This is a genomic window from Metamycoplasma sualvi, assembly GCF_045276925.1.
Taxonomy (GTDB): Bacteria; Bacillota_I; Bacilli_A; order Mycoplasmatales; family Metamycoplasmataceae; genus UBA710.
Map to the genome: position 1 here is coordinate 311,358 of NZ_CP174167.1, position 14,965 is coordinate 326,322.

Consider the following 14,965-nt stretch of genomic DNA (forward strand, 5'->3'; position numbering starts at 1 on the left):
TTTCTCAAAATAGAAACATTAATAAAGATAATTTGTTATATTTATATCAAACATTAACTAATTATATTGATATATGAATAGAGAGAAATTAGATGGTTCTTATCATAGATTAGCAGATATTAACATTGCTAATAGAGATAAAGGAATACATTCATCATTAATTAATTCATATATTAATGAACTAATAATTTATTAAAAAAAAAAGAGCATCATTTAGCTCTTTTAAAATTTGATTAATATGTAGTAAAACAGTTTAATGAAAAATTGTCATAAATTCAAAAGGATATTATCACATTTGATCAATCATTTAGAGATATTTATCAATTAGATTATTATTCAACTATTTCATCATCTAAAGTAAATAATATAGCAATCAATTAATATATCAAGAAATAAGTAATTTAGAATCTTTATTGTTAAAATGTAACAATATAAATTATCACACCAAAATCATAGCAACTGTTGATAAGTTGCTTTCATATTAATATATTAGTTACTTATATCTGTAATTTGTTTTGTACTTCTAAAGTGAAGGTCTACAGATATAGTTCAAGATCCATTTCCTGAAACAGTGTCTCTTTTCTCTGCATCATTAACTGAATAATATAGTGCTACTGCTCCTGCTTTAATTGTAAGTGTAAGGTTTTTAACATTGTAGTAATGGTAACTTCCATCTGTTTTATGTTCAACACTACCAGGTTCTATTGATGTTAATTGTGTAGTTCATTGAACATGAGTCACTGTTCCATTAACTTGTCTTCTTGTTACTTGTTTAATAAATTCAGAAACAATATATGGATCTTGTAAGATATGTGCTACCATTGCATTTTTACTATCAACATCAATATATTTAATAGCAGGCTCTTGATTGTTATTATCTCCAGTACCAGGAGTTGAATTATCTCCTCCACCAGTGTTATTATCTCCAGTACCAGGAGTTGAATTATCTCCTCCACCAGTGTTATTATCTCCACCATTTGCTGGAGGCAATCCTTCTACTGAATTGTTGTTATTGTTTCCACATGAAACAATTGACATTGGAACCACTGCTAAAGCAGCAATACTTGCAGTACTAATTAATAATTGTTTTAATTTCATATTTACCTTCCTTTTGTTAAAATGTAACAATATATATTATAACACCAAAATTAATTATATTAATAAAAATAATTATATTATTATTAATAAAAATAATTATATTATTATTAATAAAAATAATTATATTATAAAGTTACCAAATTAAATACCGATAAATAAAAAACCAGAGATTTATCCCTGGCTGTCCTTGTAAAATAAATAAAGACAAAAAGGAAACTTAAATTATGTGACACTTCAATTTATATCTGAAAAACAATTAGAAAAAATTAATTTTATCTTTGCATTAATGAATGAATTATCAGATTCTTCAAAAGAAAATTACATCCCAAAAATTGTGAAAAAATATGAATTCATCTCAAAAGCAACTAATCATTCTATGGAGACAATAAGAAAGATGTTTTTTAAAACTAAAATGTATTGTTATCATAAGAATAAAAAATTATTCTTATAAACTATATTATTATGATGTAAATATTTATCTTTTGCGACTAAATAACAAAAGAAGAAAATTAAAGAAAATTAGGAATAAATTTCTATTTCAACTTTGATAAAATTTAAATCATGTTTATTATTAGTAAGAAAAAGATGAATGAATTATTAAATTTATCTAATGATCCTAAAATTGAATTAGTAGAAGAAACAAAGAAATCTTATAAAATTAAAATTACTGGAGATAAAGATAAAGTGAAAAAATCATCTTTTGAAAATAAAGTATTAGAGTTTATGTCAGATATGACAGAATTTGTTAAAGAACAAAAGGAATTTAATAATTCAGTAGTTGATTTTATAAAAGAACAAAAAGAATTTAACAAAGAACAAAAGGAATTTAATAATTCAGTAGTTGATTTTATGAAAGAACAAAAGGAATTCAATCAAAAAGTTGATCAAAGACTACATAATGTTGACCAAAGATTAAGTGTTCTTGAAAAAGATGTTAAACAAATTAAATTATTGCCAACCATTAAAAAAGAATTAAAAACTTAGAATAAATTACGTTACTCTTTTTTAAAGTCAACAATATTTGATATGAAAAAAAACAATATTCTATAATAAATAAAAATTAAAAAAACCAAAATATGATTTTGATTTTTTCCCAAATTGTAATCACAATCGCAACACCAATAATTATTAAAATTATTAAAGGTTGGATTGTGATTTTTTAATATTAAAAAATCCTCTCCAACCCAAAAAAAATGGAAAGGATGTCAAAAAAAACTAAATAAATTGTCTCATAATGAACACTTTTTGATTGATATTTTATTTAATCTATAAAGTTACCAAATTAAATACCGATAAATAAAAAACCAGAGATTTCTCCCTGGCTGTCCTTGTAAAATAAATAAATAAATAACAAAAAGGACACTTAAATTATGTGATACTTTAATTTATATTTGAAAAATAATTAGAAAAAATTAATTTTATCTTTACATTAATGAATGAATTATCAGATTCTTTATAGAATAAAAAAATATTCTTATAAGATCTATTATTATGATTTAAATATTTATCTTAATAGATTAAATAACAAAAGAAAAAAATTAAAGAAAATTAGGAATAAATTTCTATTTCAACTTTGATAAAATTTAAATCATGTTTATTATTAGTAAGAAAAGGATGAATGAATTATTAAATTTATCTAATGATCCTAAAATTGAATTAGTAGAAGAAACAAAGAAATCTTATAAAATTAAAATTACTGGAGATAAAGATAAAGTGAAAAAATCATCTTTTGAAAATAAAGTATTAGAGTTTATGTCAGGTGTGACAGAATTTATGAAAGATATGAATGAATTTGTGAAAGAACAAAAAGAGTTTAATAACTCAGTAGTTGATTTTATAAAAGAACAAAAGGAATTCAACCATAAAGTTGATCAAAGACTACATAAAGTTGATCAAAGATTGAGTGCTCTTGAAAAAGATGTAAAACAAATTAAATTATTGCCAACCATTAAAAAAGAATTAAAAAACTTAGAATAAATTACATTAATCTTTTTTGAAGTCAACAATATTTGATATGAAAAAAAACAATATTCTATAATAAATAAAAATTAAGAAAACCAAAATATGATTTTGATTTTTTCCCAAATTGTAATCACAATCGCAACACCAATAATTATTAAAATTATTAAAGGTCGGATTGTGATTTTTTAATATTAAAAAATCCTCTCCAACCCAAAAAAAGTGGAAAGGATGTCAAAAAAAACTAAATAAATTGTCTCATAATGAACACTTTTTGATTGATATTTTATTTAATCTATAAAGTTACCAAAATGAATACCGATAAATAAAAAACCAGAGATTTCTCTCTGGCTGTCCTTGTAAAATAAATAAACAAGAAAAAGGGCACTTAAATTATATGATGCTTCAATTTATATCTGAAAAAGAATTAGAAAAAATTAATTTTATCTTTACATTAATGAACAAATTATCAGATTCTTTATAGAATGAAAAATTATTCTTATAAGATCTATTATTATGATGTAAATATTTATCTTAATAGATTAAATAACAAAAGAAGAAAATTAAAGAAAATTAGTATATATTTCTATTTCAACTTTGATAAAATTTAAATCATGTTTATTATTAGTAAGAAAAAAATGAATGAATTGTTAAATCTATCTAATGATCCTAAAATTGAATTAGTAGAAGAAACAAAGAAATCTTATAAAATTAAAATTATTGGAGATAAAGATAAAGTGAAAAAATCATCTTTTGAAAATAAAGTATTAGAGTTTATGTCAGATGTGACTGAATTTATGAAAGAACAAAAGGAATTTAATAATTCAGTAGTTGATTTTATAAAAGAACAAAAGGAATTCAATCATAAAGTTGACCAAAGATTAAATATTATCGAAGATAAATTAGATATTATTCAATCACTTCCAACTATTAAAAAAGAATTAAAAAATTTAAAGTAATTTATTTAACAAAAAAAACAAAAATATCCAATCAGAATTCTAATAAAAATAAAATTTAATTATTTTAATAATTTAGTTAAATATAGATTAAAAAGTATTTAATTATTAAGTTTAAAGTAATTTGATAGAATTTAAATCATGTCTATTATTAGTAAAAAGAAGATGAATGAATTATTAAATCTATCTAACGATCCTAAAATTGAATTAGTAGAAGAAACAAAGAAATCTTATAAAATTAAAATTACTGGAGATAAAGATAAAGTGAAAAAATCATCTTTTGAAAATAAAGTATTAGAGTTTATGTCAGATATGACAGAATTTGTTAAAGAACAAAAGGAATTTAATAAAGAACAAAAGGAATTTAATAATTCAGTAGTTGATTTTATAAAAGAACAAAAGGAATTCAACCATAAAGTTGATCAAAGACTACATAAAGTTGATCAAAGACTAAGTGTTCTTGAATCTTTTCATAAAGATGATTTTAGAAAAATTACAAATCATAAAAAATAATTTATTTATAAAGACCTAAAGTAATATTTTTTTAATTATATATAATTGGATAGCAAATAAAAAAGCTCCTAGTTGGGCATAAAGTTACCAAATTAAATACCGATAAATAAAAAACCAGAGATTTCTCTCTGGTTGTCCTTGTAAAATAAATAAACAAGAAAAAGAACACTTAAATTATATGAAACTTTAATTTATATTTGAAAATTTGAATAACGTTAAAGTCTACTAATATACATTATCACACCAAAATATGGTCCAATAGGTCCTGCATGTAATCAATGTTAAAGTCTACTAATATACATTATCACACCAAAATGATTGAAGAAGTCCAAAACTTAATGGAAGAGTTAAAGTCTACTAATATACATTATCACACCAAAATCCCATACATGTTTTGCTAAATACTCAGTTAGTTAAAGTCTACTAATATACATTATCACACCAAAATCTCGTATATGTTGTTTTATTCTCTTGTTGAGTTAAAGTCTACTAATATACATTATCACACCAAAATTCCATTTCATTACATTACATATATAAATATGTTAAAGTCTACTAATATACATTATCACACCAAAATCTAATTCTATTGCTTTTAATTGTGCTCCATGTTAAAGTCTACTAATATACATTATCACACCAAAATCTATTTGTTTAACGTAAAACGCGTTTTTATGTTAAAGTCTACTAATATACATTATCACACCAAAATCATATTGTTTTTGATTTAGATTTAATACGTGTTAAAGTCTACTAATATACATTATCACACCAAAATGTATTCAATTAAATATTTCTTTTTCTTTTTGTTAAAGTCTACTAATATACATTATCACACCAAAATAAGCTCCCGAGTTGTAAAAATCATAATCTCGTTAAAGTCTACTAATATACATTATCACACCAAAATTACGCTAAATGTTTTGTATGCGATAAAAGGGTTAAAGTCTACTAATATACATTATCACACCAAAATAATCTTTTCAAACTAATCTATTAGGAACAAGTTAAAGTCTACTAATATACATTATCACACCAAAATAAAATGTTTTTGTTGGTAGTCGTATCTACCGTTAAAGTCTACTAATATACATTATCACACCAAAATTACATATTTTTATTATATACTATTTATTTTGTTAAAGTCTACTAATATACATTATCACACCAAAATCTTAATGGATGCTTTGGATGACCTAGAGCAGTTAAAGTCTACTAATATACATTATCACACCAAAATTAATCAATCAGTTTTTGGTTATCAAGAAGCGTTAAAGTCTACTAATATACATTATCACACCAAAATATTGAATATAAAATACTTCCCTGTGTATTCGTTAAAGTCTACTAATATACATTATCACACCAAAATTTCATATTGTGTCCTCCTATCATCCTGTTTTGTTAAAGTCTACTAATATACATTATCACACCAAAATATACCTCTACTACATACTAAAAACTCTTGTGTTAAAGTCTACTAATATACATTATCACACCAAAATGTCAAATTTTTACAAAAAACTGCTTTTTTTTAGATGTTTTTTATAAAAAATTAGATATTTTTTAAATAAAAATTGATAATTGAGCTCTTTTGATCATTAGATTAAGTCTACTAATATACATTATCACACCAAAATGTCAAATTTTTACAAAAAACTGCTTTTTTTAGATGTTTTTTATAAAAAATTAGATATTTTTTAAATAAAAATTGATAATTGAGCTCTTTTGATCATTAGAAAACTCTAAATATTTATTTAGATCTTGTTCATTTATTGAAAGAGATGTTTTAATTTCTAAAAAAGAAATCAATTTTTCGACATTTATTACATCAAAAATGGAATTATTATATATAAAACAACATATTTCTAATAATGAAAAATTATTTATTATTTCTCTAATATCAGAACAAACTATTAAAATATTAAAATTATTCATTAATTTTTTACATTTTTCATAATTTATGTATGAAACATTATCAAATATAATTAATTTCTTTTCATCATATTCAATTTTATTTAGAATATCTATTAATTTATCATCATCAATATAACCTAAATCATTTAATTCAAAAGTTGCTGCAATTAATTTTGGTAAATCATATTGATTCAATAAAAAGTCTTCTATTCCTATTTCTTGATTAATTTCAGTAATTATTTTATTAATTAAATTTTGATTAATTAAAACATTGTCAGCTATTTTTTCAATAATTTTTTTGTAAATAAATCCATTTTTATTTAAAGATAAAAAATCTTCATATTTTGTTAATTCATTAATATAAATAACATTTTTTCATCTAATGTTTTTGTTGTCAATAATTAAATAAGGAGTTTCTTCTGAGATGCTAAAATTGATTTAATCAATTTTGTTGTATATCTTGTTTCAATTACTTTTATGCCATTAAATTCAATTTCATATCAATTTTTTCAATAATTTATTTTTAACATTTTATATTTTTATATACCTTTTACTATTATTATAAATTTCATTAATATTTTTATGTCCTAATATAACTTCCATATTATTATATTGTTTTTCTGTTACTTAAATAATTCTAATATTGCCTGCTCTTGGAATATATTTTCTTATTTTTTCAATTTCTCTTTTGATTTTTGAATTTGAATTAGTAGCTTTAATGTAAACTGAGAATTGCATCATTACATACCCATTTTTTATTAAAGCATTATGAAATAAACGATAATCTTTTTTTTCATAATCTTCTTTAGATGGTAAATCAAAAAATAATATTAATCTCATATACTTAATTTCATTCATACATTGGAAAAACTAAAGTTGGTAATTCTCTTTCTGCTATTATGGCTTCCAAAAACAAATCAATTGCATTATTAATAAATTGTTCCTTACCATCTACTAGAATTCTTCTATTAAATAATTCAATTAATTGTTGTTTTGATTCATATCAAGGTTTTTGCATTTTCTCTACTTCCACTATTTTAATAACTTCAAAATCTATAATTATTCTAAATACTTCCATTAAATCTGAAGCTAAGGCAAAATGGTTATGAAATGATTTATGAAAAATGGAAATTCTTGGATCCAATCCTTTTTTAACAATTGATTTGGAAAAATAACTTCTTAAAATTGCATAACCATAATTTAAATATTTATTTATTGGATTTTCTTCATCTCGGCGATTAAATTCTCGTCCAAATAAAGTATGTCAATATATTTTAGCGGCATGTCCTTCACGATTAGTTATATCATATTCCTTAACCTCATTTTTTAAGTCATTCATAATCTTTACATTATCATTGTAGTAACCAAAAAATGAAAGAATTTCAATTTGATTATCAATTTTTTGTACAACAAGTTTTTTTCATAAATTAGATTTATATTTGTGATTTCATTCTAATTGTTTATTTAAAACTTTTAAAGCATTGTAGTTACCTATAATTGGTAATAATTGAGTATTAGGCAAATGCTTTTCATTACAAATAATTACATTAACATTATTCTCAGATAATTTATTTATTAATTGAATAGATAAATTAATTTGTACATTATCAATAATTAAAGTATCAATATCATTGATTGGAATAATGATTTTATCCTCTTCTTTATAAATAACTAGATTATCTAAAAATAATCTTAATCTATCAGCATTTTCTATTTCAACAATTTTTCATCCCATAAAAAAATAAAAAACTCCCTAAGGAGTGGTTGCGACATAAAGTCTTGTCTTGACATAATAATGTATATTAGTAGACTTGGAACCAATTTTGTTCCAAAATCATTATACTATCTTATTTAAATTATTTATTATTTTTCAGAAAAAAATTCTTCAATATAAATTTACCATTTTAAATACCAATAAATAGACAACCAAAGATTTCTCTCTGGCTGTCCTTGTAAAATAAATAAACACAAAAAGGAAGCTTAAATTATGTGATGCTTCAATTTATATCTAAAAAAGAATTAGAAAAAATTAATTTAATCTTCACATTAATGAATCAAATATCTGATTCTTTATAGAATAAAAAATTATTCTTATAAGATCTATTGTTATGATGTAAATATTTATCTTTTGCGACTAAAATAACAAAAGAAGAAAATTAAAGAAAATTAGGAATAAATTTCTATTTCAACTTTGATAAAATTTAAATCATGTCAATTATTAGTAAGAAAAAAATGAATGAATTGTTAAATCTATCTAATGATCCTAAAATTGAATTAGTAGAAGAAACAAAGAAATCTTATAAAATTAAAATTACTGGAGATAAAGATAAAGTGAAAAAATCATCTTTTGAAAATAAAGTATTAGAGTTTATGTCAGATATGACAGAATTTGTTAAAGAACAAAAGGAATTTAATCAAAAACAAAAGGAGTTTAATAATTCAGTAGTTGATTTTATGAAAGAACAAAAGGAATTCAACCATAAAGTTGATCAAAGACTACATAAAGTTGATCAAAGATTGAGTGCTCTTGAAAAAGATGTAAAACAAATTAAATTATTGCCAACCATTAAAAAAGAATTAAAAAACTTAGAATAAATTACATTAATCTTTTTTGAAGTCAACAATATTTGATATGAAAAAAAACAATATTCTATAATAAATAAAAATTAAAAAAACCAAAATATGATTTTGATTCTTTCCCAAATTGTAATCACAATCGCAACACCAATAATTATTAAAATTATTAAAGGTTGGATTGTGATTTTTTAATATTAAAAAATCCTCTCCAACCCAAAAAAAATGGAAAGGATGTCAAAAAAAACTAAATAAATTGTCTCATAATGAACACTTTTTGATTGATATTTTATTTAATCTATAAAGTTACCAAATTAAATACTGATAAATAAAAAACCAGAGATTTCTCCCTGGCTGTCCTTGTAAAATAAATAAATAAATAACAAAAAGGACACTTAAATTATGTGATACTTTAATTTATATTTGAAAAAGAATTAGAAAAAATTAATTTTATCTTTACATTAATGAATGAATTATCAGATTCTTTATAGAATAAAAAAATATTCTTATAAGATCTATTATTATGATTTAAATATTTATCTTAATAGATTAAATAACAAAAGAAAAAAATTAAAGAAAATTAGGAATAAATTTCTATTTCAACTTTGATAAAATTTAAATCATGTTTATTATTAGTAAGAAAAGGATGAATGAATTATTAAATTTATCTAATGATCCTAAAATTGAATTAGTAGAAGAAACAAAGAAATCTTATAAAATTAAAATTACTGGAGATAAAGATAAAGTGAAAAAATCATCTTTTGAAAATAAAGTATTAGAGTTTATGTCAGGTGTGACTGAATTTATGAAAGATATGAATGAATTTGTTAAAGAACAAAAGGAATTCAATCATAAAGTTGACCAAAGATTAAATATTATTGAAGATAAATTAGATATTATTCAATCACTTCCAACTATTAAAAAAGAATTAAAAAATTTAAAGTAATTTATTTAACAAAAAACAAAAATATCCAATCACAATTCTAATAAAAATAAAATTTAATTATTTTAATAATTTAGTTAAATATAGATTAAAAAGTATTTAATTATTAAGTTTAAAGTAATTTGATAGAATTTAATTTATGTCAATTATTAACAAGAAAAAGATGAATGAATTGTTAAATCTATCTAATGATCCTAAAATTGAATTAGTAGAAGAAACAAAGAAATCTTATAAAATTAAAATTACTGGAGATAAAGATAAAGTGAAAAAATCATCTTTTGAAAATAAAGTATTAGAGTTTATGTCAGATGTGACTGAATTTATGAAAGAACAAAAGGAATTTAATAATTCAGTAGTTGATTTTATAAAAGAACAAAAGGAATTCAACCATAAAGTTGATCAAAGATTAAATATTATCGAAGATAAATTAGATATTATTCAATCACTTCCAACTATTAAAAAAGAATTAAAAAATTTAAAGTAATTTATTTAACAAAAAACAAAAATATCCAATCACAATTCTAATAAAAATAAAATTTAATTATTTTAATAATTTAGTTAAATATAGATTAAAAAGTATTTAATTATTAAGTTTAAAGTAATTTGATAGAATTTAAATCATGTCTATTATTAGTAAAAAGAAGATGAATGAATTATTAAATCTATCTAACGATCCTAAAATTGAATTAGTAGAAGAAACAAAGAAATCTTATAAAATTAAAATTACTGGAGATAAAGATAAAGTGAAAAAATCATCTTTTGAAAATAAAGTATTAGAGTTTATGTCAGATGTGACTGAATTTATGAAAGATATGAATGAATTTGTGAAAGAACAAAAAGAATTCAACCATAAAGTTGATCAAAGACTAAGTGTTCTTGAATCTTTTCATAAAGATGATTTTAAAAAAAATACAAATCATAAAAGATAATTTATTTATAAAGACCTAAAGTAATATTTTTTTAATTATACATAATTTGATAGCAAATAAAAAAGCTTCTGAGTATAAAGTTACCAAATTAAATACCAATAAATAAAAAACCAGAGATTTCTCTCTGGTTGTCCTTGTAAAATAAATAAACAAGAAAAAGAACGCTTAAATTATATGAAACTTCAATTTATATTTGAAAATTTGAATAACGTTAAAGTCTACTAATATACATTATCACACCAAAATTTTTATATGTAGATCATAATAATAATTACTGTTAAAGTCTACTAATATACATTATCACACCAAAATTATTTTCTTTAACTTCATAAACTTCAAAAAGTTAAAGTCTACTAATATACATTATCACACCAAAATGATGGCACTTTCACAATTCCTTCTTTCTCTGTTAAAGTCTACTAATATACATTATCACACCAAAATATGTTAGCATATGGATCACCAAGTGCTCCAGTTAAAGTCTACTAATATACATTATCACACCAAAATAGTCTTATAAGTTCTTTCCCGTGCTTTTTGGTTAAAGTCTACTAATATACATTATCACACCAAAATTTGCAAAGTCTTGCTTATTCATTGCTTGCCGTTAAAGTCTACTAATATACATTATCACACCAAAATTAAATACCTTAATTAAAAATACAGGTTTAAGTTAAAGTCTACTAATATACATTATCACACCAAAATGAGACTTGTTGCTTTTGCCTTAAAAACATAGTTAAAGTCTACTAATATACATTATCACACCAAAATTGATGTTTTCCAATAAGTCTAAAAGTTTTTGTTAAAGTCTACTAATATACATTATCACACCAAAATTAACGTTTTCCAATAAGTCCAAAAGTTTTTGTTAAAGTCTACTAATATACATTATCACACCAAAATTATTCTATATCTCCACTTCATATCATTGTTGTTAAAGTCTACTAATATACATTATCACACCAAAATCTACACCACCAGTAGAGTTTAGACAAGAATGTTAAAGTCTACTAATATACATTATCACACCAAAATAAAATTTTTGTTGGTAGTCGTATCTACCTAGTTAAAGTCTACTAATATACATTATCACACCAAAATGGAGACTTACAATGGGTGAATTGATAGGAGGTTAAAGTCTACTAATATACATTATCACACCAAAATTTAGTAGATAATTATGATAGTAAATTAGGTGTTAAAGTCTACTAATATACATTATCACACCAAAATATTGTATTGTTTCATATCAATAATCATAATGTTAAAGTCTACTAATATACATTATCACACCAAAATGACGGTGCTGAAGACGCTATGAAAGAATTAGTTAAAGTCTACTAATATACATTATCACACCAAAATCTAACACTAACAACATTACTACATTACAAAGTTAAAGTCTACTAATATACATTATCACACCAAAATGCTCTTTACCCATATTATTATATTTTAAAAGTTAAAGTCTACTAATATACATTATCACACCAAAATATATTCTAAATAAGGGTTTGCCTCAGAAATGTTAAAGTCTACTAATATACATTATCACACCAAAATGAGAATGGAAACAATATGAACAAGATTTTAGTTAAAGTCTACTAATATACATTATCACACCAAAATGTCAAATTTTTACAAAAAACTGCTTTTTTTAGATGTTTTTTATAAAAAATTAGATATTTTTTAAATAAAAATTGATAATTGAGCTCTTTTGATCATTAGAAAACTCTAAATATTTATTTAGATCTTGTTCATTTATTGAAAGAGATGTTTTAATTTCTAAAAAAGAAATCAATTTTTCGACATTTATTACATCAAAAATGGAATTATTATATATAAAACAACATATTTCTAATAATGAAAAATTATTTATTATTTCTCTAATATCAGAACAAACTATTAAAATATTAAAATTATTCATTAATTTTTTACATTTTTCATAATTTATGTATGAAACATTATCAAATATAATTAATTTCTTTTCATCATATTCAATTTTATTTAGAATATCTATTAATTTATCATCATCAATATAACCTAAATCATTTAATTCAAAAGTTGCTGCAATTAATTTTGGTAAATCATATTGATTCAATAAAAAGTCTTCTATTCCTATTTCTTGATTAATTTCAGTAATTATTTTATTAATTAAATTTTGATTAATTAAAACATTGTCAGCTATTTTTTCAATAATTTTTTTGTAAATAAATCCATTTTTATTTAAGGATAAAAAATCTTCATATTTTGTTAATTCATTAATATAAATAACATTTTTTCATCTAATGTTTTTGTTGTCAATAATTAAATAAGGAGTTTCTTCTGGAGATGCTAAAATTGATTTAATCAATTTTGTTGTATATCTTGTTTCAATTACTTTTATGCCATTAAATTCAATTTCATATCAATTTTTTCAATAATTTATTTTTAACATTTTATATTTTTATATACCTTTTACTATTATTATAAATTTCATTAATATTTTTATGTCCTAATATAACTTCCATATTATTATATTGTTTTTCTGTTACTGAAATAATTCTAATATTACCTGCTCTTGGAATATATTTTCTTATTTTTTCAATTTCTCTTTTTACTTTTGAATTTGAATTAGTAGCTTTAATGTAAACAGAGAATTGCATCATCACATACCCATTTTTTATTAAAGCATTATGAAATAAACGATAATCTTTTTTTTCATAATCTTCTTTAGATGGTAAATCAAAAAATAATATTAATCTCATATACTTAATTTCATTCATACATTGGAAAAACTAAAGTCGGTAATTCTCTTTCTGCTATTATGGCTTCTAAAAACAAATCAATTGCATTATTAATAAATTGTTCCTTACCATCTACTAGAATTCTTCTATTAAATAATTCAATTAATTGTTGTTTTGATTCATATCAAGGTTTTTGCATTTTCTCTACTTCCACTATTTTAATAACTTCAAAATCTATAATTATTCTAAATACTTCCATTAAATCGGAAGCTAAGGCAAAATGGTTATGAAATGATTTATGAAAAATGGAAATTCTTGGATCCAATCCTTTTTTAACAATTGATTTAGAAAAATAACTTCTTAAAATTGCATAGCCATAATTTAAATATTTATTTATTGGATTTTCTTCATCTCGACGATTAAATTCTCGTCCAAATAAAGTGTGTCAATATATTTTAGCAGCATGACCCTCGCGATTAGTTATATCATATTCTTTAACTTCATTTTTTAGATCATTCATAATCTTTACATTATCATTGTAGTAACCAAAAAATGAAAGAATTTCAATTTGATTATCAATTTTTTGTACAACAAGTTTTTTTCATAAATTAGATTTATATTGGTGATTTCATTCTAATTGTTTATTTAAAACTTTTAAAGCATTGTAGTTACCTATAATTGGTAATAATTGAGTATTAGGTAAATGCTTTTCATTACAAATAATTACATTAACATTATTCTCAGATAATTTATTTATTAAATGAATAGATAAATTAATTTGTACATTATCAATAATTAAAGTATCAATATCATTGATTGGAATAATAATTTTATCCTCTTCTTTATAAATAACTAGATTATCTAAAAATAATCTTAATCTATCAGCATTTTCTATTTCAACAATTTTTCATCCCATAAAAAAATAAAAAACTCCCTAAGGAGTGGTTGCGACATAAAGTCTTGTCTTGACATAATAATGTATATTAGTAGACTTGGAACCAATTTTGTTCCAAAATCATTATACTATCTTATTTAAATTATTTATTATTTTTCAGAAAAAAATTCTTCAATATAAATTTACCATTTTAAATACCAATAAATAAACAACCAGAGATTTCTCCCTGGCTGTCCTTGTAAAATAAATAAACACAAAAAGGAAGCTTAAATTATGTGATGCTTCAATTTATATCTAAAAAAGAATTAGAAAAAATTAATTTAATCTTCACATTAATGAATCAAATATCTGATTCTTTATAGAATAAAAAATTATTCTTATAAGATCTATTGTTATGATGTAAATATTTATCTTTTGCGACTAAATAACAAAAGAAAAAAAATTAAAGAAAA

17 protein-coding genes and 2 CRISPR repeat arrays are annotated in these 14,965 nt (G+C 21.6%); of the genes, 10 read left to right on the forward strand and 7 right to left on the reverse strand.

From position 1 onward, the window contains the following. Positions 1 to 73: 73 nt before the first annotated feature. The gene (locus tag ACJA29_RS01485) at positions 74 to 196 is read left to right on the forward strand and encodes a hypothetical protein (RefSeq protein WP_406602854.1); all 123 of its coding nucleotides are present in this window, start codon (positions 74 to 76) and stop codon (positions 194 to 196) included. Positions 197 to 489: 293 nt separating this feature from the next. Here the strand turns inward: ACJA29_RS01485 and ACJA29_RS01490 are convergent, their stop codons facing one another. Further along, a complete protein-coding gene (locus ACJA29_RS01490) occupies positions 490 to 1,098 on the reverse strand; it encodes a hypothetical protein (protein WP_406602855.1) in 609 nt (202 codons plus the stop codon). 226 nt (positions 1,099 to 1,324) lie between these two features. On the opposite strand from ACJA29_RS01490, the gene ACJA29_RS01495 reads away from it, so the two are divergent. From ACJA29_RS01495 to ACJA29_RS01515, 5 genes are all read left to right on the forward strand, one after another. Further along, positions 1,325 to 1,549 carry a hypothetical protein gene (locus ACJA29_RS01495; protein ID WP_406602856.1) on the forward strand — a complete coding sequence of 75 codons (225 nt, stop codon included), beginning with the start codon at positions 1,325 to 1,327 and terminating at the stop codon, positions 1,547 to 1,549. A gap of 110 nt (positions 1,550 to 1,659) precedes the next feature. After that, positions 1,660 to 2,082 carry a hypothetical protein gene (locus ACJA29_RS01500; protein WP_406602857.1) on the forward strand — a complete coding sequence of 141 codons (423 nt, stop codon included), beginning with the start codon at positions 1,660 to 1,662 and terminating at the stop codon, positions 2,080 to 2,082. Positions 2,083 to 2,688: 606 nt separating this feature from the next. Beyond that, positions 2,689 to 3,075 (forward strand): hypothetical protein, encoded by a 387-nt coding sequence (locus tag ACJA29_RS01505; RefSeq protein WP_406602858.1) that lies wholly within the window; start codon positions 2,689 to 2,691, stop codon positions 3,073 to 3,075. Between the two features lie 596 nt (positions 3,076 to 3,671). Continuing rightward, the gene (locus ACJA29_RS01510; protein WP_406602859.1) at positions 3,672 to 4,016 is read left to right on the forward strand and encodes a hypothetical protein; all 345 of its coding nucleotides are present in this window, start codon (positions 3,672 to 3,674) and stop codon (positions 4,014 to 4,016) included. Positions 4,017 to 4,154: 138 nt separating this feature from the next. Then, on the forward strand, positions 4,155 to 4,526 hold the full coding sequence (locus ACJA29_RS01515; protein ID WP_406602860.1) for a hypothetical protein: 372 nt from the start codon (positions 4,155 to 4,157) through the stop codon (positions 4,524 to 4,526). A 214-nt stretch (positions 4,527 to 4,740) separates the two neighbouring features. Further along, a CRISPR array of direct repeats spans positions 4,741 to 6,031; the repeat unit is 36 nt; unit sequence GTTAAAGTCTACTAATATACATTATCACACCAAAAT. A gap of 184 nt (positions 6,032 to 6,215) precedes the next feature. Here ACJA29_RS01515 and ACJA29_RS01520 read toward each other — a convergent pair. The 3 genes from ACJA29_RS01520 to cas1 (ACJA29_RS01530) form a co-directional block, all read right to left on the reverse strand. After that, positions 6,216 to 6,638: a hypothetical protein gene (locus ACJA29_RS01520; RefSeq protein WP_406602861.1), complete on the reverse strand. Its 423-nt coding sequence runs from the start codon at positions 6,636 to 6,638 to the stop codon at positions 6,216 to 6,218. 432 nt (positions 6,639 to 7,070) lie between these two features. After that, on the reverse strand, positions 7,071 to 7,283 hold the full coding sequence (gene cas2, locus ACJA29_RS01525) for a CRISPR-associated endonuclease Cas2 (protein ID WP_406602862.1): 213 nt from the start codon (positions 7,281 to 7,283) through the stop codon (positions 7,071 to 7,073). 4 nt (positions 7,284 to 7,287) lie between these two features. Then, positions 7,288 to 8,178, reverse strand: coding sequence for a type II CRISPR-associated endonuclease Cas1 (gene cas1 / locus ACJA29_RS01530; protein ID WP_406602863.1), 891 nt, complete (start codon positions 8,176 to 8,178; stop codon positions 7,288 to 7,290). Positions 8,179 to 8,651: 473 nt separating this feature from the next. Between cas1 (ACJA29_RS01530) and ACJA29_RS01535 the strand changes: the two genes are divergently transcribed. The 4 genes from ACJA29_RS01535 to ACJA29_RS01550 all read left to right on the forward strand — a co-directional run bounded on the left by ACJA29_RS01535 (position 8,652) and on the right by ACJA29_RS01550 (position 10,889). After that, positions 8,652 to 9,038, forward strand: a complete 387-nt coding sequence (locus ACJA29_RS01535; RefSeq protein ID WP_406602864.1) for a hypothetical protein — start codon at positions 8,652 to 8,654, stop codon at positions 9,036 to 9,038. A 601-nt stretch (positions 9,039 to 9,639) separates the two neighbouring features. Then, complete coding sequence (locus tag ACJA29_RS01540) at positions 9,640 to 9,963, forward strand: hypothetical protein (protein WP_406602865.1); 324 nt, start codon at positions 9,640 to 9,642, stop codon at positions 9,961 to 9,963. Positions 9,964 to 10,099: 136 nt separating this feature from the next. Next, positions 10,100 to 10,444: a hypothetical protein gene (locus ACJA29_RS01545; RefSeq protein WP_406602866.1), complete on the forward strand. Its 345-nt coding sequence runs from the start codon at positions 10,100 to 10,102 to the stop codon at positions 10,442 to 10,444. Between the two features lie 136 nt (positions 10,445 to 10,580). Next, positions 10,581 to 10,889, forward strand: coding sequence for a hypothetical protein (locus ACJA29_RS01550; protein WP_406602867.1), 309 nt, complete (start codon positions 10,581 to 10,583; stop codon positions 10,887 to 10,889). A 210-nt stretch (positions 10,890 to 11,099) separates the two neighbouring features. After that, positions 11,100 to 12,521: direct repeats of the CRISPR family, unit length 36 nt; unit sequence GTTAAAGTCTACTAATATACATTATCACACCAAAAT. Between the two features lie 49 nt (positions 12,522 to 12,570). Here ACJA29_RS01550 and ACJA29_RS01555 read toward each other — a convergent pair. From ACJA29_RS01555 to cas1 (ACJA29_RS01565), 3 genes are read right to left on the reverse strand one after another with little or no spacing between them, the layout of a single operon-like run. Continuing rightward, on the reverse strand, positions 12,571 to 13,329 hold the full coding sequence (locus ACJA29_RS01555; RefSeq protein WP_406602868.1) for a hypothetical protein: 759 nt from the start codon (positions 13,327 to 13,329) through the stop codon (positions 12,571 to 12,573). Between the two features lies 1 nt (position 13,330). Next, entirely contained in the window at positions 13,331 to 13,639 is a 309-nt protein-coding gene (gene cas2, locus ACJA29_RS01560) for a CRISPR-associated endonuclease Cas2 (RefSeq protein WP_406602869.1), read from the reverse strand. Positions 13,640 to 13,643: 4 nt separating this feature from the next. Then, positions 13,644 to 14,534 (reverse strand): type II CRISPR-associated endonuclease Cas1, encoded by an 891-nt coding sequence (gene cas1, locus ACJA29_RS01565; protein ID WP_406602870.1) that lies wholly within the window; start codon positions 14,532 to 14,534, stop codon positions 13,644 to 13,646. Positions 14,535 to 14,965: the final 431 nt, after the last annotated feature.